The sequence below is a fragment of the Streptomyces sp. NPDC001480 genome, assembly GCF_042894725.1.
In the GTDB taxonomy this organism is placed as follows: Bacteria; Actinomycetota; Actinomycetes; order Streptomycetales; family Streptomycetaceae; genus Streptomyces.
The window spans coordinates 76,429-93,010 of the sequence record NZ_JBIAVX010000015.1 but is presented as its reverse complement, the minus strand read 5'-3'; the positions used below and the strand labels follow the sequence as shown (position 1 = coordinate 93,010).

17 protein-coding genes are annotated in these 16,582 nt (G+C 73.3%); 9 read left to right on the top strand and 8 right to left on the bottom strand.

The features are described 5' to 3' along the window. Nucleotides 1-16: 16 nt before the first annotated feature. On the top strand, nt 17-1,324 hold the full coding sequence (locus ACFY01_RS32965; protein WP_390739421.1) for an MFS transporter: 1,308 nt from the start codon (nt 17-19) through the stop codon (nt 1,322-1,324). 7 nt (nt 1,325-1,331) lie between these two features. Here the strand turns inward: ACFY01_RS32965 and ACFY01_RS32960 are convergent, their stop codons facing one another. Genes ACFY01_RS32960 through ACFY01_RS32950 form a run of 3 tightly spaced genes read right to left on the bottom strand, consistent with a single transcriptional unit; the run spans nt 1,332 to nt 5,016 of the window. Continuing rightward, a complete protein-coding gene (locus tag ACFY01_RS32960) occupies nt 1,332-1,928 on the bottom strand; it encodes a flavin reductase family protein (protein WP_390739420.1) in 597 nt (198 codons plus the stop codon). A 41-nt stretch (nt 1,929-1,969) separates the two neighbouring features. Further along, complete coding sequence (locus ACFY01_RS32955) at nt 1,970-2,788, bottom strand: enoyl-CoA hydratase/isomerase family protein (RefSeq protein ID WP_390739419.1); 819 nt, start codon at nt 2,786-2,788, stop codon at nt 1,970-1,972. Then, nucleotides 2,788-5,016 carry an acetate--CoA ligase family protein gene (locus ACFY01_RS32950; RefSeq protein WP_390739418.1) on the bottom strand — a complete coding sequence of 743 codons (2,229 nt, stop codon included), beginning with the start codon at nt 5,014-5,016 and terminating at the stop codon, nt 2,788-2,790. The genes ACFY01_RS32955 and ACFY01_RS32950 overlap by 1 nt, the downstream gene beginning before the upstream one ends. A gap of 134 nt (nt 5,017-5,150) precedes the next feature. Here ACFY01_RS32950 and ACFY01_RS32945 point away from each other — a divergent pair, with 134 nt between their 5' ends. Continuing rightward, the gene (locus ACFY01_RS32945) at nt 5,151-5,534 is read left to right on the top strand and encodes a signal peptidase I (protein WP_390739417.1); all 384 of its coding nucleotides are present in this window, start codon (nt 5,151-5,153) and stop codon (nt 5,532-5,534) included. Nucleotides 5,535-5,752: 218 nt separating this feature from the next. Here the strand turns inward: ACFY01_RS32945 and ACFY01_RS32940 are convergent, their stop codons facing one another. Further along, complete coding sequence (locus ACFY01_RS32940; RefSeq protein WP_390739416.1) at nt 5,753-6,943, bottom strand: flavin-containing monooxygenase; 1,191 nt, start codon at nt 6,941-6,943, stop codon at nt 5,753-5,755. Between the two features lie 217 nt (nt 6,944-7,160). Beyond that, entirely contained in the window at nt 7,161-8,774 is a 1,614-nt protein-coding gene (locus ACFY01_RS32935) for a subtype B tannase (protein ID WP_390739415.1), read from the bottom strand. A gap of 216 nt (nt 8,775-8,990) precedes the next feature. Between ACFY01_RS32935 and ACFY01_RS32930 the strand changes: the two genes are divergently transcribed. The 4 genes from ACFY01_RS32930 (at nt 8,991) to ACFY01_RS32915 (ending at nt 11,403) form a co-directional block, all read left to right on the top strand. Then, complete coding sequence (locus ACFY01_RS32930; RefSeq protein ID WP_390739414.1) at nt 8,991-9,440, top strand: DoxX family protein; 450 nt, start codon at nt 8,991-8,993, stop codon at nt 9,438-9,440. Further along, nucleotides 9,440-9,838, top strand: coding sequence for a Zn-ribbon domain-containing OB-fold protein (locus ACFY01_RS32925; RefSeq protein WP_390739413.1), 399 nt, complete (start codon nt 9,440-9,442; stop codon nt 9,836-9,838). Before ACFY01_RS32930 ends, ACFY01_RS32925 begins: the two co-directional genes overlap by 1 nt. Before the next feature lie 28 nt (nt 9,839-9,866). Next, on the top strand, nt 9,867-10,469 hold the full coding sequence (locus ACFY01_RS32920) for a GNAT family N-acetyltransferase (protein ID WP_390739412.1): 603 nt from the start codon (nt 9,867-9,869) through the stop codon (nt 10,467-10,469). 61 nt (nt 10,470-10,530) lie between these two features. Continuing rightward, entirely contained in the window at nt 10,531-11,403 is an 873-nt protein-coding gene (locus ACFY01_RS32915; RefSeq protein ID WP_390739411.1) for a GNAT family N-acetyltransferase, read from the top strand. A 30-nt stretch (nt 11,404-11,433) separates the two neighbouring features. On the opposite strand, the gene ACFY01_RS32910 is transcribed toward ACFY01_RS32915, so the two are convergent. Both ACFY01_RS32910 and ACFY01_RS32905 read right to left on the bottom strand, forming a co-directional pair. Further along, nucleotides 11,434-12,102, bottom strand: a complete 669-nt coding sequence (locus ACFY01_RS32910; protein WP_390739410.1) for a pyridoxal 5'-phosphate synthase — start codon at nt 12,100-12,102, stop codon at nt 11,434-11,436. A gap of 151 nt (nt 12,103-12,253) precedes the next feature. After that, a complete protein-coding gene (locus ACFY01_RS32905) occupies nt 12,254-13,423 on the bottom strand; it encodes an acetyl-CoA acetyltransferase (protein ID WP_390739409.1) in 1,170 nt (389 codons plus the stop codon). A 114-nt stretch (nt 13,424-13,537) separates the two neighbouring features. Here ACFY01_RS32905 and ACFY01_RS32900 point away from each other — a divergent pair, with 114 nt between their 5' ends. Both ACFY01_RS32900 and ACFY01_RS32895 read left to right on the top strand, forming a co-directional pair. Further along, the gene (locus tag ACFY01_RS32900) at nt 13,538-14,746 is read left to right on the top strand and encodes an acyl-CoA dehydrogenase family protein (protein ID WP_390739408.1); all 1,209 of its coding nucleotides are present in this window, start codon (nt 13,538-13,540) and stop codon (nt 14,744-14,746) included. Next, the gene (locus tag ACFY01_RS32895) at nt 14,743-15,240 is read left to right on the top strand and encodes a nitroreductase family deazaflavin-dependent oxidoreductase (RefSeq protein WP_390739407.1); all 498 of its coding nucleotides are present in this window, start codon (nt 14,743-14,745) and stop codon (nt 15,238-15,240) included. The genes ACFY01_RS32900 and ACFY01_RS32895 overlap by 4 nt, the downstream gene beginning before the upstream one ends. Before the next feature lie 71 nt (nt 15,241-15,311). Here ACFY01_RS32895 and ACFY01_RS32890 read toward each other — a convergent pair whose 3' ends face one another. Further along, nucleotides 15,312-15,926, bottom strand: coding sequence for a LysE family translocator (locus ACFY01_RS32890; protein ID WP_390739406.1), 615 nt, complete (start codon nt 15,924-15,926; stop codon nt 15,312-15,314). An 82-nt stretch (nt 15,927-16,008) separates the two neighbouring features. On the opposite strand from ACFY01_RS32890, the gene ACFY01_RS32885 reads away from it, so the two are divergent. Beyond that, complete coding sequence (locus ACFY01_RS32885) at nt 16,009-16,461, top strand: Lrp/AsnC family transcriptional regulator (RefSeq protein WP_390739405.1); 453 nt, start codon at nt 16,009-16,011, stop codon at nt 16,459-16,461. Nucleotides 16,462-16,582 lie beyond the last annotated feature (121 nt).

Here is a 16,582-nt window from a genome sequence, read left to right as displayed (position 1 = left end):
ACGGATCCTTTATGGCGTGACCCAGACAACCGAGGCCGTGGCCACCCCAGAGGACACTTCAGCAGCCCACAAGCCGCGCCTCCACAGGGCGTGGTTCGTCGCCGCCGTCACCTTCGTGACGATCATCGGCGCGGCGGCCTTCCGCTCGCTGCCCGGACTGCTCATCGACCCGCTCCACCAGGACTTCGGCTGGTCGCGCGGCACCATCGGTGCGGCCGTCTCCATCAACCTCGCCCTGTACGGGCTCACCGCGCCGTTCGCCGCCGCGCTGATGGACCGCTTCGGCATCCGCCGGGTGGTGGCCGTCGCGCTGACCGTGATCGCGCTCGGCTCGGGCCTGACCGTGTGGATGACGGCGGCCTGGCAACTGATGCTGTGCTGGGGCCTGCTGGTCGGCCTCGGCTCCGGCTCCATGGCGCTGGCCTTCGCCGCGACCGTCACCAACCGCTGGTTCACCGAGCGCCGCGGCCTGGTCAGCGGCATCCTCACCGCCGCCTCCGCCTCCGGCCAGCTGATCTTCCTGCCGGTGCTGTCCTGGCTGGTCGAGAACCACGGCTGGCGCCCGGCCGCCGTGACGGTGGCGCTCGCCGCCCTCGCGGTCGTGCCGTTCGTCTGGCTGCTGCTGCGCGACCACCCGGCCGACGTCGGCCAGAAGCCGTACGGCGCGCAGGAGTTCGTCCCCAAGCCGCCCCCGGTCACCGGCGCCGCCCGCCGCACCCTCACCATCCTCGCCTCCGCCGTCCGCACGGGCCCGTTCTGGCTGCTCGCCGGCACCTTCGCGATCTGCGGCGCCTCCACCAACGGCCTCATCCAGACCCACTTCGTGCCAGCCGCCCACGACCACGGCATGCCGGTCACCACGGCGGCCTCCCTGCTCGCGGTCATCGGCGTGTTCGACGTGGCCGGCACGATCGCCTCCGGCTGGTTCACCGACCGCTTCGAACCGCGCCGCCTGCTCGCCGTGTACTACGCGCTGCGGGGCCTCTCCCTGCTCTTCCTGCCGATGCTGCTCGGCCCGAGCGTCCACCCCCCGATGATCTTCTTCATCGTCTTCTACGGCCTCGACTGGGTCGCCACCGTCCCGCCCACCCTCGCCCTGTGCCGCGAGCAGTACGGCGACGACAGCGCCATCGTCTTCGGCTGGGTCCTCGCCTCCCACCAGGTCGGCGCCGCCCTCGTCGCCTACCTCGGCGGCGTCGCCCGGGACGTCTTCGGCTCCTACAACATGGTCTGGTACGCCTCCGGCACCCTGTGCGCGGCGGCGGCCCTGATGGCCCTGGTGATCCGGCGGCGGCCCGCGGTCCCCGTGCCGGCCCTGGCCTAGCGGCGGCTCACAGGAAGCGCCCCTTGTGGAACAGCAGGGGCGCTTCGTCGTGGTCGCCCGTCCCCAGCGCGGCCACCCGCCCCACCACGATGAGGTGGTCGCCCCCGGTGTGCACCGCGTGGACCGTGCAGTCGATCCAGGCGACCGTGCCCGCCAGGCGCGGGGAGCCGGAGACCGGGGCCGCGTCGTACTCCACGCCCGCGAACTTGTCCGCGCCGCTCACCGCGAAGCCGCGGCACAGCTCGCCCTGGTGGGCGGCGAGGACGTTGACGCAGAAGGCGCCCGCGCGGGCGATGCGCGGCCAGGTCGTCGACGCCCGGCCGACCATGAAGGCGACCAGGGGCGGGTCGAGGGAGAGGGAGGAGAAGGACTGGCAGGCGAAGCCGGCGGGCGAGGGGGCGCCGTCGGCGGACGGTGCGGTGATCACCGTCACGCCCGTCGCGAAGCTCCCGAGGACGCGCCGGAACTCGGTCTGGTCGACGGGGGCGCGTTCGTCGGCGCCGACGCAGCGCAACTCCGGGCGCGGCAGCGCTTCCACGGTGGCCGGGGTCCCGGCCGACCTGAGATAACGGACGGCGGCGGCGGCCGCCCCTGCGTGTCCCATCACGCCTCCATTGAAACTGACGGCACGTCAGATGGGAAGGGTCAGCGGCCCTCGTACTCCGCGCTCCTGCGCTCCACGAACGCGGCGAGCCCCTCCCGCGCGTCCGCCGTCGTCATGTTGATCTCCTGCGCGGCCGCCTCCGCGGCGAAGGCGCCGGCGCGGTCGGTGTCGAGGGAGGCGTTGACGAGCTGCTTGGTCAGGGCGAGGGCACGGGTGGGGCCGGCCGCCAGCCGCTCCGCCCACGCGCGGGCCGTCTTGGCCAGCTCCTCGTCCGGCACCACCCGGTTGACCAGCCCGAGCCGCTCGGCGCCGGCGGCGGTGAGCGCGTCGCCGAAGAACATCAGCTCCTTGGCCCGCTGCGGGCCGATCAGCCGGGGGAGGAGATAGGCGCCGCCGCCGTCGGGTACGAGTCCGCGCCGCACGAACACCTCGATGAACCTGGCCGACTCCGCCGCCAGCACCAGATCGCAGGCCAGCGCGAGATGGGCGCCGAGACCGGCCGCCGTACCGTTCACGGCGGCGATCACCGGCTTCTCGCAGTCCAGGACGGCGGCGGTCAGCCGCTGGGCGCCGAGGCGGAGCACACGCGCCACGTCACCGGCGACCCGCCCGCCCGCCCCCGCACCGCCCCGCAGATCGGCCCCGGCGCAGAAGCCGCGCCCCGTCCCGGTGATGACCACGGCCCGTACCTCCGGGTCGGCCGAGGCGTCCGCCAGCAGCGCGATGACACGTTCCCGCTGCCCGGGGGTGAGGGCGTTGAGGGCCTCGGGCCGGTTGAGCGTGATGCACGAGACCTGGCCGGCGATCTCGTGCAGCACCGACGCATCCTCCACCCACGTCTCCTCCGTCGGCTCACCCATCAGCGGCACACCGCCAGCGCGTCCAGCGCCACCGCGCCCTGTCCCCGGGGCAGCACCATCAGCGGGTTGATGTCCAGCTCGGCGAGCTCGTCCCCGAGCTCCAGGGCCATGCGCTGCACCCGCAGCACGACCTCCACGAGCGCGTCCAGATCGGCGGGCGGCCGTCCCCTGACCCCGTCCAGCAGGGGCCGCCCGCGCAGTTCGGCGAGCATGTCCCGGGCCTGGTCCTCGCCGAAGGGCGGCACACGGACGGCCGCGTCGCGCAGCACCTCCACCAGCACCCCGCCGAGCCCGACGGTCACGGTCGGCCCGAACAGCTCGTCGTGGGTGACGCCGACGACCATCTCCACGCCCCGCTCGACCATCTGGCACACCAGGACGCCGTCCAGCGAGACGCCCTCGTAGCGGGCGATGTCGGTCAGCTCCCGGTAGGCGTCCCGGACCTGGCTGGCCGAGGTCAGGCCGATCTTCACCAGGCCGAGCTCCGTCTTGTGGGCGATCTGCGCGCCGGAGGCCTTCATCACCACCGGGTAGCCGACCTGGCCCGCCGCCCGCACGGCCGCCGCCGCGCTGGTCACCAGCTGCTCGCGCGGCACCCGGATGCCGTAGGCGCGCAGCAGCTGCTTGGCCGCGTGCTCGCTCAGCTGCTGGCCGGGCCGCATCAGCATGCGCGCCTTGCGGAAGGAGGGCGAGGGGGTGCGGGGCGCCTCGTCGAAGGGGGAGCGGTAGGCGTGGACGAATCGGTGGTGGTCGAGGTAGGCGCGGACGGCGGTGAGGCAGTTGCCGACGGTGCGGAAGGTGGCGACCCGGGAGGACCCGAGCAGCACCTCCCGGTACGCGGGCTCGGTGCCGACCGGTGACCCCCACACCACGCACACCAGCTTGTCCGAGTGCTCCGCGGCGTCGACGAGGTCCTGCACGAGTTTGTCGCTCAGCGGCGGGAAGGGCCCGGTGACGGGGCAGATCAGGACGCCCACCTCGGGGTCGTCGAGGATCGCGTCGATGATCTTCCGGCCGCGTTCGTCGCCGACCGGGTGGCCGCCGTTGTCCACCGGGTTGGCCACGTTCAGGTACTCGGGTATCCACTGGTGCAGCTCGGCCTGCCTGCCCTCGGACAGCACCGGCAGCCTGAGGCCCGCCCCGGCGGCCAGGTCGGCGACGTGCGCGCCGGTGCCGCCCGAGATGGAGTAGACGACGACCCCGTCGGCGCGCGGTGCGCGGGCGCGGGCCAGCAGGGCGGCGGTGTCCTGGAGTTCGTCGAGGCCGTCGACCCGGATCACGCCGTACTGCCGCATCGCCGCGTCCACCACGTCGTCGGCCCCGGTCAGCTTGCCGGTGTGGGAGGCGGCGGTACGGGCCCCGGCCTCGGTGCGCCCCACCTTCACGGCGACCACCGGCACCTTGCGGCGGGCGGCCCGGTCGGCGGCGAGCAGGAAGGACCGGCCGTCCTTCAGGCCCTCGACGTAGGCGGCGATGGCGCCGACCTCCGGTCGTTCGGCGAAGTAGGAGATGAAGTCGGCGGTCTCCAGGTCGGCCTCGTTGCCGGTGGGCGCCCAGTGGGAGAGCCGGATGCCGAGCTCCTGGAGGGCGAAGACCGGCCGTCCCTGGTGTCCGGACTGGGTGATGAGGGCGATCGCCGGGCCGTCCAGGTCGTCCCGGAACCGTTCGAAGGCGTTGAGGTTGGTGTTCGGCCCGAGCAGCCGGAGGCCGGAGCGCCGGGCGGCCGCGGCGAGCCGGGCCTGGGCGCGGGCGCCCTCCTCGCCGGTCTCCGCGAACCCGGAGGCGAAGGCGACGGCGAACCGTACCTTCGCCTCGGCGAGTTCCTCGATCACCGGCACGGGGTCGGCGACCAGCAGCACGGCCAGGTCCACCTGCTCGGGCAGGCCGGCGACGGAGGGGACGCAGGGGACGCCGAAGACGGCAGGCCGGCTGGGATGCACCGGATGCACCCGCGCCCCCACCCGCTCGGCCCAGCCGAGCAGTTGTCCGGTGATGCCGGTGTTGGGCCGCCCCTCCGCGTCCGAGGCGCCGATCACGGCGACGGATCCGGGCCGGAAGAACCGGTCGAGATCGGGTACGTCCCGGTGCAGCGGACGCCCGCTGACGTCGAGCTCGTCCACGTCGGCGGCCCGGCCGTGAACGGCGGGCCCGGTACGGGGCTCACCGCAGGCGATGACCCGGGCCCGGCGGGAGTCGGTGGTGAGGGTGCCGTGGGTTGATCCAAGCATCGGTCCGCCCGCTCCTGTGTGACAGCCATTCAACTGACGCTCTGTCAGATTACTGAACTGACGTACTGTCAGGAACTGGTCGTGCACGCAAAGATGCCCCCAGGATGACCGGAGCGGCTGGTAGCGTCCAGGCCGTGGGCGACGGTGTGTACGTGGGGAACGCGGGCAAGGACGCGGCGCTGGACCGGGGGTGGCTCCTCGGGCACTTCAAGGACACCGGCGACCCCCGGCACAGCGAGGCCGTGGAGATCAAGTGGGGCGTCCACCCGCGCGGCGACGAGAGAGCGGCCTGGGTGGAGGGGGAGGAGCGCACGGCCCTCCTCGTCCTCGTCAGTGGCCGCTTCCGCGTCGAACTCCCCGGCCGCAGCGTCGTCCTGGAACAGCAGGGCGACTACGTCGTGTGGGGCCGCGGGGTCGACCATTCCTGGTTCGCCGAGGAGGACTCGGTGGTGCTCACGGTGCGCTGGCCGTCCGTGCCCGGTTACGCGGTGACGCAGGAACCTTCCGGGCGCGACTAGGCTCTGTCGTTTGGATCAGGCCGGCCGTAGGTCACGGCGCCTTCCAGCCGACCCGAGCGGGGTCTGGTGCGTGCAGCTGCAAGGCGGAGGAGGGCGCCGACGCGATGGGGGTCCCCCCGCTCGAGCGAAGCCGAGAGTGGGGGAGTTGGCAACCGACGACAACGCCGCAGATGTGCGTGCCAGACCCCGCGACGCCGGGATGATCCAAACGACAGGGCCTAGCTGCCCGGCAGCGCCGACAGCTGCCCGGCGCCCCGCTTCGCCACCGCCTTCGCGATCCGCTCCGCGTCGATGGCCAGCTCGCGGAACATGCCGCTGATGGGGTTGGTGAAGCCGGTGAAGTACAGGCCCGGGGCGTCCTTCGGGGCGTGGGGGCCGTGCACGACCGGCCTGCCGCGGGCGTCGAGCACGCCGAGGTGGCCGACCAGGCCCTCCAGGGCACGGACGTACCCGGTCGCGGCGATCACCGCGTCCGGCGACAGGCGCGTACCGTCGGCGAGGGCGACCTTGCCGTCCTCGAACCCCTCGACGGCGGCCACGACCTCCACCGTGCCCTTGCGCACGGCGTCGATCAGCCCGACGTCCTGCACCGGGATCGACCCCTGCCGAACCCTGCTGTACAGCCCGGTGTCCGGGCGGGGCAGGCCCTGGGCGGACAGATCCGGCACGCTCAGCCTGGCCATCGGCCCGGCGAGCCTGTCGACGAGGGCGACCGGCAGCCGCCGCACCAGCACGCCCGTGTACTGCGCCGCCCACCCGGCGGTCGACCGGCGCACGATGTGCGGCGCGGTCCGCACCGCCAGCCGCACCCGGGAGGCGCCGCCCTCCACCAGGTCCACGGCGATCTCGGCGCCGGTGTTGCCGACCCCGACGACCAGCACGTCCCGCCCGGCGTACGGCTCGGCGTTGCGGTACTCGCCCGCGTGCCGGAACTCACCGCCGTAGTCCTCCAGGCCCGGCCAGTCGGGCACGCGCGGGGTGTGGTTGTAACCGGTGGCCACGACCACCGCGCCACCGGTCAGCTCCCGCCCCCCGGAGGCGTGCAGCAGCCAGCCCGTGCCGTCGGCCGTCCGCTCGATCCGGGAGACCTCCACGCCGGTGACGACTTCCAGGCCGTGGTGCTCGGTGTACTTCTCCAGGTAGCGCACCACGTTGTCCCGGGACACCCACCGCCCGAACCGGCGCGGCATCGGCAGACCGGGCAGCGCCGAGAGGCGGCGGGTGGTGTGCAGGTGCAGCCGGTCGTAGTGGCGCCGCCACGACGCCCCGACCCGGTCGGACTTCTCCAGCACGACCGCGCGTATCCCCCGGGCGCGCAGCGCGTACGCGGCGGCCAGGCCACCGGGGCCGGCGCCTATGACGTAGACGGGTCGGTCGGTGGGGGACGCGGACAGGGGAGAGTCGGCCATGAGCGCGAGCGTAATCACGCACCGGGTTGATGGGTCTCGGTCAAGACCGGAATTGGTTGCGGATTGATCACGGCTGTAAGAGGTGTGAGTGGGACCGGTGCGGAAGAGCTGCGGAAAAGCCCGCGACGCCGGGCTCCGGTGCGCTGGAGCACGGCGTCGCGGGGGTGGGCGGCGTCCGATGACAGACGGGAAACGGACGCCGCGGCTTTCGGGGGTGCTACTTCTTGCGGGCCCTGTGCCCTGTCACCTTGGCGATCCACTTGATGAAGTCGCCGGGGTCGGTGTTGGCGCCGTGTCCCTGGTCCCAGTAGTAGAGATGGTTCACGTCGTCGCCGAGGCTGCCCGCGGCGGCGGCGATATTGGCGGAGACCGTCAGCGAGGTGTCGGAGTCCTTGGTGCCCAGGCGGATCCACCAGTGCCTGGTGCGGTTCGGGTTGGGCTTGCCGACCAGGTGGGACATCGGGTTCATCAGCCGCAGCAGCTCGGGGATGTCGCTGTCGAGGCGATTGCCCGCGTTCCCGGTGGTGTCGTGCTCCAGGCCGTACGCCGTGAAGTGGCGGGCCTCGGTGGTGCCCTTGCCGAACTCGTTGTTCTCGCCCGTCGACAGGTCGAAGGCGTCGAAGGAGGGCGCGTCCTTCTTGCGGGCGCCGACGTGGGTGAGGAAGTCGTCCCAGGAGAAGCGGGCCTTGCCGTTCTGCCAGGTGATGAAGGCGTTCGCGGCCAGGTAGGTCGCGCGGTCGGAGTCCGACAGGCCCGTCAGGTACGTGGTCGCCGACGGCTCCAGGTACTGCTTGACCAGGTACTCGTCGTAGTTGCGGGCGGTCAGCGGCCCGAAGCCGCCCAGTCCCTTGAGCTTCAGGCCGGCCTGGTACTCCGCGAACTGCGCCCTCAGCTCCTTGGAGACGGTCTGGTCGACCTGCTTGCCGGTGCTCAGCTCGTTGGTGCCCCAGTTCCACTCGTAGGCGCCGTCGGCGTGCTCCAGGTCGGTGATCGGGCACCAGGCGCCCGTCGCGAAGATCGCGTCGGAGGCGTCGGCGGCGCCGATCTCCTTCAGGTACTCGTCGTAGATCGGGCTGTCGCCGGAGGCGCCGAGCAGGGCGGACACGGCGCCGCCCGCGCTGGTGCCGGCGGAGACGATGCGGTCGACGTTCCCGGGGATGCGGCCCTTGTTGGACCTGATGTACCGCACCGCCGCCTTGAGGTCGACGATCACGGCGGGGGCGACGCCGTAGTACTCGCCGTCGGAGTTCTTGAGGGTACGGCCGCGGGCGCCGGGCTCGATGACGACGTACCCCGCGCCGAGGGCCAGGTACTGGTTGGTGTTCAGGGCGCCGCCGTTGGCGTTGGTGTCGCCGCTGGCGCCTGGTGCGGAGGCGGAGGCCGAGGCCGAGGCGCTGGGCGTGGCGCCGGCGGGGGCCGTGCCGCCGGGGGCGCCCGGGCCGCCCGGGCCCACCGGACCGCCGGACGCGCCGATGCCGGTCGCGTCCGCCACCGAGGACGGCATGTACCCGCCGACCGAGTTCGCGAGCAGGATCGGCGCGTTGCTCGCGTCGACCGCCTTGCCGTCGATCTCGACCGGCACGCTGACGTTCAGGCTCTGGTACTTCTCGTCCACCGGCTTGGCGACGTAGGTGATCGCTTTCCAGAAGTGGTACTTCACCTCGTGCTCGGTGCCGTCCGGGTCCGTGACCGTGGCCGTCAGCTCGGTGTAGCCGTCCGGGTCGAAGACCAGCGAGTCCGGGGAGGACGAGGTCGACGAGCCGTCGGCCGCCTGGGCGCTGAGGGCGATGCCGCCGACCGCCGCGGCACCGGCGGTGGCGCCGAGACCCATGACTACCGTCCTGCGCTTGACTGCCCTGTACTTCACCTTGTCGCCTCTCGTCCTTCGGGGTCCTTGGCGTTGTGCCTGCGAACGTAAGTTGGCGCCGACCAAATTTTCAACAATTTCGCCGGAACTCAGGGGAGACGCACAGCTTCACCGGCGGGCCACAGGATTTCCCGACCCGCCCCTCGGCTTTCCGTCACATCTGACGTACCGTCAGATGTCATGGACGCGATCTGGCTGAGCGGTTCCGAGTGGCTGGCCGTGCTCCGCATCGGGCTCGGCCTGTGGTGGCTGGAGAGCTGGCGGCACAAGGACAGGAAGAGCTGGTTCGAACGCGGCACCGGCATCGCCTGGGCAGCGGACGTCGCGGCGAAACACCGCTGGCACGCGGTCCGCTCCGGCTTCCACGCCGTGGTCGAGCCACGACCCCGGGTCATGGCGTACGTCGTGGTGTACGCGGAACTGGCGCTCGGCCTCGGCCTGGTGACCGGCTTCCTCACCCCCGTCGCCCTGGCCGGCGGCCTGCTCCTCAACCTCCTCTACCTCATCCTCATGATCCACGACTGGGCCGAGCAGGGGCAGAACTCGATGATGGCGCTGATCTCGCTGGTCGCGCTGTTCGGGATGTCCTGGCAGGTGTGGTCCGTCGACCACGCCCTGGGATGGTTCTGATGGCGGCCGTACGGTTCGACGTCCCCGAGCCCGACGCCTTCACCCGCGCCTACTGGGACGCGGCGGCCGAGGGCCGGCTCCTCCTGCGCCGCTGCGGCGCGTGCGGCCGGGCGCACCACTACCCGCGCGAGTTCTGCCCCCACTGCTGGAGCGACGACGTCATCTGGGACCGGGCGACCGGCCGCGCCACCCTCTACACCTGGTCCGTCGTCCACCGCAACGACCTCCCCCCGTTCGGCGAGCGCGTCCCGTACGTCGCCGCCGTCGTCGAACTCGCGGAGGGCCCCCGGATGATGACCGAGGTGGTGGAGTGCCCGGCCGGGGAGCTGCGCGCGGGGATGGAGGTCGAGGTGGCGTTCCGGGACGGGGTGCCGGTCTTCCGGCCGGCGTGGGAGTGAGCGGAGGCCGCGCGATTGAATGGGTGTCATGGTCTCTGTGAATGAGCAGCCCACCGTCGACCCCGCCTCCGAACCGCACGGTCACGGCCTGCGCCTGTGCCGCTGGGACGCGGAATCCGACGCCGATGCGGCGGCCTGGCTGCGCGGTCTGGCGGATCCGGAATTCCTGCGCTGGAACACCCCGTTCAAGGTAGTCAAGGACCTGGACACCGCCCGGGACTCCCTGCGTGCGCTGGCGGCGAGAGCCGCGAACGACGAATGCGTGCCCTTCCGCGTCACCGACGCGGACACCGGTGCCACGCTCGGCCACATGGGCCTGAACACCATCGAGCGGGTCATGCGCGTCGCCCGGGTCGGCTACTGGGTCCTTCCGGAGGCGCGGGGGCAGGGCGTCGCCACGCGGGCGCTCGCCCTCGCGAGCCGCTGGGCGTTCACCGAACTCGGCCTGTACCGGCTGGAGCTGGGGCACGCCCTCGGACACGACGCGTCGTGCCGGGTCGCGGAGAGATGCGGGTACCCCTACGAGGGGACGCTGCGCGGGGCGATGCCCGAGGCCGGGCGGCTGGACGCGTTCCGGGATGTGCACCTGCACGCGCGGATCGCCACCGACCCGGAGCCGGCCGTGGAGTAACCGGAGCCGGCCGTGGAGTAAATGTGAGGCGGGGCACGGGGGCGGGACGGGAACATGAGGCATGAATCCCGATCACTGGCATCTCACCGAAGACCTCGACGAATTCCTCTCCCGCGCCGGTGACTTCCTGCGCTCACGGCCCGCGTCGCACACCGTGGCGCTGACGGTGACCGACGCGCTGCGCAAGCGCGGACTGCGCCTCTACGGCGACGAGGCACCCGTGTTCGGATGGCTGGCGGAACCCGGCGACCCGGTACGGGCGGCGCTGTTCCGAACGCCTCCGCACCCGTTGAACATCACCGCGGTGACCGCCGAGGAGGCCGACGCCCTCGCCGCCCGGCTGCTCGACCTCGGCCATGCCGTCCCCGGCGTCTCCGCCGAGCACGGGACGGCGGCCGCGTTCGCGGCGGCGTGGGAGCGGCGGACGGGGGACGGCGGTGCGCTGCGGCAGCGACAACGGCTGTACCGGCTGGCCGACTTGACGGTGCCGGAACCCGCGCCCGACGGCCGGGCCCGCGTGGCCGGGGCGGCGGACCGGGAGCTGCTGGCCCGCTGGTGCGAGGAGTTCGCCGACGCCGTCGGCCAGCGCGGGTTCCAGGAGCCCGGCGCCTGGGCCGACGCCCGCATCGCCAGCGGCGGGGTCACCCTCTGGGAGACCCCCGACGGCGCCCCCGTCGCCATGGCCGGGGTGACCCCCGAGGTCGCCGGGCAGGTCCGGGTGGCGCCCGTCTACACCCCCGCCCACCTGCGCGGACGCGGCTACGCGGGCGCCGCCACCGCCGAGGTGAGCCGGGTCGCGCGCGACGCGGGGACGGAGGTGCTCCTCTTCACCGACCTCGCCAACCCGACCAGCAACGGGCTGTACCAGCGCATCGGCTACCGGCCGGTGGCCGACTTCGCGGTGTACGGGTTCGAGGCGGGGTCGCGGGGTTAGGGACGCAGGGGCAGGGGCAGGGGCGCAGCGTCAGGGCCACAGCAGGGTCCGCTCCCAGCCGAACGCCGTGTGCCGGTAGGCGAGCCGCACGTGGCGCCGCTCGGGGTCGCCCTGGAAGAACTCGACCTCCTCCGGCCGCAGCCGGTACAGAGTCCACGTCGGGGACGGGGCGGTCGGGTTCTCCCGTGCCTGCTCCCAGGCCGCCTGCGAGGCGGACCGCAGCTCCTCCAGCGACGGCAGGACCTCGCTCTGCCGGCCGGTCAGCGCCGCCGCGAGCGCTCCCGTCGAGCGGGCGTGCAGATCGGCCTGGCTCTCCGGCGAGGGCGCCGCCGTGATCCGGCCCCTGACCCGGACCTGCCGGCCGAGCACCGGCCAGTAGAAGTTGAGGGCCGCGTACGGACGGGCGGCGAGCTGCCGGCCCTTGCGGCTGGTGGCGTGGGACGCGAAGGACCAGCCGTCGGCGTCGGCGCCGTGCAGCATCACGATCCGCACGTCAGGACGGCCCTCCTCGTCCGCCGTCGCCAGCGACATCGTGTGCGGCTCGGCCTGCCCGGCGGCCACCACCTCCGCGAACCAGGCGGTGAACAGGGGGAGCGGGGTCGGGGGCGCGGTCGTCGGGTCGAAGGCGGGTAGCTCCGTGACCTGGGGGTCCCAGACCCGCAGTGACCTCAGAAGTTCGTGGAGATCGGTTGCTGCCATGGGGCGAGTATCACTCCGGGGCCGCCGTGGAGGCGCGAGCGGGTGCGTGCGGGCGTGTACGGGCGTTGTACGGGGGCGGGGCGTGCGGAACAGCCCGCTCGCCGCTTCACCCGCGCCCCAGGATCGCCGCCCCAGGATCGCCGCCCCAGGATCACCGCCCCAGGACCACCGTCCCGGACGAGCAGAACCACCCCCCGGTCCCGGACGCCACCGCCAGTCGCGGCAGCTCGCCTCCCGCGCGGCGCACCTGCCGTTCCGCGCCCTCGCCCCGCAGTTGCCGTACCGCCTCCACCAGCAGGAACAGGCCGCGCATGCCCGGGTGTTGGGCGGACAGGCCGCCGCCGTCGGTGTTCACCGGGAGCTCCCCGCCCCGCACCAGCAGCCGGCCCTTCTCGACGAACGTCCCGCCCTCGCCCTTCGCGCAGAAGCCGAGGTCTTCCAGGGTGACCAGGGTCATGTAGGTGAAGGCGTCGTAGATCTCCGCGAAGTCGATCTCATCGGGGTGGACGCCGGCCCGCTCGAAGGCCAGCCGGCCGCTGACGGCGGCGGGGGAGACGGTGAAGTCGGGCCACTCGGACATCGTCGCGTGCGAGATGTGTTCGCCCGTGCCGAGGATCCAGACGGGGGCGGTACGGCAGTCCCGCGCGTACTCCTCGGCCGCCAGCAGTACCGCCGCGCCGCCGTCGGAGCGCAGACAGCAGTGCAGCTTGGTGAAGGGGTCGGCGATCACCGGGCCGGACAGGACGTCGTCGACGGTGATCGGGTCGCGGAACATCGCCTCGGGGTTGAGGGAGGCGTTGGCCCTGGCCTGCACCGCGACCTGGGCCAACTGCTCGATGGTCGTACCGTGTTCGATCATGTGGCGGCGGGCCGCCATCGCGTACTTGGCGATCAGCGTGTGGCCGTAGGGCACCTCGAACTGGAGCGGGCCGCGGGCGCCGAAGGACAGGTCGCCGGTCCGCCGGCCCGCCTTGATGTCGGCGCGTGCCGTGGAGCCGTACACCAGCAGGACGGCGTTCGCGTGGCCCGCCGCTATCGCGTCCGCCGCGTGCCCCGCCATGACCTCCCAGGTGGAGCCGCCGACTGAGGTGGAGTCCACCCAGGTGGGGCGCAGGCCCAGGTACTCCGCCACCTCCACCGGGGCCAGCGTGCCGAGCCCCGCCGAGGCGAAGCCGTCCACGCGCGCCCGGTCCAGTCCCGCGTCCGCGAGCGCGCGGCGGGCAGCCTGGGCGTGCAGCGTGTACGGGGTCGCGTCGGCCACGCGGCCGCAGTCGGAGAGGGCTGCACCCACCACGGCGACTTTCCGGCTCCCTCGCGTCATGAATCTGACGGTACATCAGATCTGCTGCCCCGCGGCAGCCGGCGTACCCCTGGGCATCTCCTTCCGCCCGCCCTAACATGACGCTCCGTCAGATCTGGTCGGGAGGGAACAGCCATGGACACACGCCTCACCGCCGAGCAGGACGAGATCCGCCGTACGCTGCGCGAGTTGCTGCACAAACGCTGCGGGGCGGAGGAACTGCGGGCCGCCGTGGGCAGCCCGGCCGGGCACGACCCCGTCCTGTGGACCGCCCTCGCCGACCAGCTCGGCCTGCCGGGCCTGGCGCTCCCCGAGGCGTACGGCGGTGTCGGCTGCCCCGTCACCGATCTCGCCCTCGCCTGCGAGGAGGTGGGGCGGGCGCTCGCCCCCTCACCCCTGCTCGCCACCGCCGTCCTCGCCGCCCCGCTGATCCTCGCCCTCGGCACCGACGCCCAGCGCGCCGGTCTGCTGCCCCGCCTCGCCTCCGGCGCGCTCACCGCCGCCCTCGCCGTCCCCGGTGCCGCCCTCACCACCGCCCTCGCCCTGACCGGCGGCAACGGCGGTCAGTGGGCGGGCGGGGGCCGGGCGGGGGGTGTGCAGGCCCGCCGGGACGGGACGGGGTGGCGGCTGTACGGGCAGGCCGACCAGGTACTGGACGGGCACAGCGCCGGTCTGCTGGTCGTCGCCGCGCACGCGGGGGGCTTCGCGCGGTCCCGGACCCTCCTCTTCCTCGTGGAGGTGGAACTCGTGGAAGCGGAAGCGGACGCGGCGGGGCTCGTACGGGCCCGGCGGACCGCGCTCGACGCCACCCGGCCGCAGGGGCGGGTCCAGCTGCGGGACGTGCGGGCCGAGCTGCTCGGGGACGAGGACACCGACGTGCTCGCCGCCCTCGCCGCCCACGGGGACACCGTCGCCACCGTGCTCGCCGCCGAGGCCGTCGGGGCCGCCGACCGGGTGCTGGAGCGGACCGTGGAGTACGTCGGGCAGCGCGAGCAGTTCGGGCGGGCGATCGGCTCCTTCCAGGCGGTCAAGCACCGCCTCGCGGACGTGTACGTACAGGTGCAGGCGGCCCGGTCGGCCGCGTACTACGCCGCATGGGCGACGGCCCATGGGGAACGCGTGGGCGGGCTCGCGCTGGCGCAGGCCCTCGACGCGCTGCGGTGTGCGGCGGGCGAGGCGATCCAGTTGCACGGCGGGATCGGTTTCACCTGGGAGCACGAGGCCCACCTGTACTTCAAGCGGGCGGCCGGGGACGAGCTGCTGTTCGGGCCGGTGCACCGGCTGCGGGCACGGGCGGCCGAGGCGGCCCGGTTCTTCGAGCGGGAGGGGGTGGCGGCCCGATGACCGCCGTCGGAGTGCGTCTGGTGCAGAAGGTGTCGTCCACCCGGGGCTTCGCCAAGGTCGCCCCGCACGTGGTCCCGGCCATGGACCGGGCGGTCCACCGGCTCACCCGGGGCCGGGTGCTGCTCAGCGCCCGGCTGCTGCCCGGGGTCGTCCTCACCACGACCGGCGCTCGCAGCGGCCTGGCCCGCCGTACCCCGCTCGCCTGCATGCCGGAGAAGGGCGGGCAGGCGGCGGGCATGGAGAGCTGGCTGCTCGTCGGCTCCAACTTCGGGCGCACCGACCACCCGGCCTGGACCGCCAACCTCCTCGCCCACCCGGACGCCTCCGTCAGCTGGAAGGGCGAGGACATACCCGTGACGGCCCGGCTGCTGGCGGGGCAGGAGCGGGCGGCGGCCTGGAGGGCACTGCTGGAGTTCTGGCCGCCGTACGCGGCGTACCAGGCGCGGGTGGAGCGGGAGATCCGGGTGTTCCGGCTCACGCGCCGCGCGTCATAGCGCCGCCGGGGTCTCACAGCGCCGCCGGGTCTCACCGAGCCGTCGGCCGTCTCACAGCGTCGCCAGCGACCTCACAGCGTCGCCAGCCGCTCCACCAGCAGGAACGCGCCGATGCCGAGCATCGCCGCCCCCGAGGTGCGGGTGACCGCGCGGGCGGCGGCGGGGCGGGCGGCCAGGACGGCGTGGGCGAGGACGCCGACGGTCAGGTACACGGCGGCGCAGCAGGCCATGTGGAGCAGGCCCAGGGCGGCCGTCTGCACGGGGACGGGCAGGTGGTGGCCGCGGAGGGTGAGGAACTGCGGGAGCACGGAGAGGTAGAGCAACAGGCCCTTGGGGTTGAGGCCGCTGATCGCGGCGCCGCGCAGGAAGACCCGGGAGCCGTCGGCCTCGGCCGCCGTCCCTGGCACGGCCGGGCGGCGCAGCACACCCCACCCCAGCCACAGCAGGTACCCGGCGCCCGCCACCGTCAGCACGGTGAGCAGCCGGGGCGAGCCCGCCACGAGCACCGCGAGGCCCGCCGCGGCCAGAACCGTGTGCACCGCGTACCCGGCGACCAGGCCCGCCACCGCGCCCGTGACCCGGCGGCCGCGCAGGCCGGCCGCGATCACATAGGCCCAGTCGGCGCCCGGTACGCACACCAGCAGCAGGTCCAGGGCGAGGAAGGAGAGGAGGCTTGCGGATTCCATGAAGGGGACATTAGGCGTGAATGGCCCGAATGTGTTCCCGAAATTTGCCCATGATCGCGGATGCTGAGCAAATATCTTCTTCATGGACGACGTCGATCAGAAAATCCTTGCCGAGCTCCAGCAGGACGGGCGGCTGACCGTGACCGAGCTGGCCGCGCGGGTGCGGCTGAGCGTCTCGCCGTGCCACCGGCGACTGCGCGAGCTGGAGCGGTGCGGCGCCATCCGGGGCTACCGCGCGGTCGTGGACCCGGCGGCCCTCGGGCTGACCTTCGAGGCGCTGGTCTTCGTGTCCATGCGGCAGGAGGACCGGGACACCGTCGCGGATTTCGAGCGGGCGGTCAGCGAGGTGGAGTACGTCCTCGACGCCCAGCGGCTCTTCGGCGAACCGGACTACCTCCTGCGGGTCGCCACCGCCGACCTCGCCGCCTTCCAGCGGCTCTACGACGAACGGCTCGCCACCCTGCCGGGAGTGCAGCGGCTGACGTCCACGCTGGTGATGAAGCACGTGGTGAAGGACCGACCACTCCCGGCGTGACCCGACCGACGGCCCGGGCACCCCGCGCCGGACAACCAGGAGAACCCCGACGACGGCTCCCCGGCCGAGTGCCACCGGCCTGGTCCCGGCCGACGTGGCGGCCGGGCCGCCCGCGCGGCGG

Coding starts and splice junctions, on each gene's coding strand:
- ACFY01_RS32960 (WP_390739420.1), bottom strand. CDS start 1,928: ATGGGACACGCAGGGGCGGCCGCCGCCGCCGTCCGTTATCTCAGGTCG.
- ACFY01_RS32955 (WP_390739419.1), bottom strand. CDS start 2,788: ATGGGTGAGCCGACGGAGGAGACGTGGGTGGAGGATGCGTCGGTGCTG.
- ACFY01_RS32950 (WP_390739418.1), bottom strand. CDS start 5,016: ATGCTTGGATCAACCCACGGCACCCTCACCACCGACTCCCGCCGGGCC.
- ACFY01_RS32940 (WP_390739416.1), bottom strand. CDS start 6,943: ATGGCCGACTCTCCCCTGTCCGCGTCCCCCACCGACCGACCCGTCTAC.
- ACFY01_RS32935 (WP_390739415.1), bottom strand. CDS start 8,774: ATGGGTCTCGGCGCCACCGCCGGTGCCGCGGCGGTCGGCGGCATCGCC.
- ACFY01_RS32930 (WP_390739414.1), top strand. CDS start 8,991: ATGGACGCGATCTGGCTGAGCGGTTCCGAGTGGCTGGCCGTGCTCCGC.
- ACFY01_RS32925 (WP_390739413.1), top strand. CDS start 9,440: ATGGCGGCCGTACGGTTCGACGTCCCCGAGCCCGACGCCTTCACCCGC.
- ACFY01_RS32920 (WP_390739412.1), top strand. CDS start 9,867: ATGGTCTCTGTGAATGAGCAGCCCACCGTCGACCCCGCCTCCGAACCG.
- ACFY01_RS32915 (WP_390739411.1), top strand. CDS start 10,531: ATGAATCCCGATCACTGGCATCTCACCGAAGACCTCGACGAATTCCTC.
- ACFY01_RS32910 (WP_390739410.1), bottom strand. CDS start 12,102: ATGGCAGCAACCGATCTCCACGAACTTCTGAGGTCACTGCGGGTCTGG.
- ACFY01_RS32905 (WP_390739409.1), bottom strand. CDS start 13,423: ATGACGCGAGGGAGCCGGAAAGTCGCCGTGGTGGGTGCAGCCCTCTCC.
- ACFY01_RS32900 (WP_390739408.1), top strand. CDS start 13,538: ATGGACACACGCCTCACCGCCGAGCAGGACGAGATCCGCCGTACGCTG.
- ACFY01_RS32895 (WP_390739407.1), top strand. CDS start 14,743: ATGACCGCCGTCGGAGTGCGTCTGGTGCAGAAGGTGTCGTCCACCCGG.
- ACFY01_RS32890 (WP_390739406.1), bottom strand. CDS start 15,926: ATGGAATCCGCAAGCCTCCTCTCCTTCCTCGCCCTGGACCTGCTGCTG.
- ACFY01_RS32885 (WP_390739405.1), top strand. CDS start 16,009: ATGGACGACGTCGATCAGAAAATCCTTGCCGAGCTCCAGCAGGACGGG.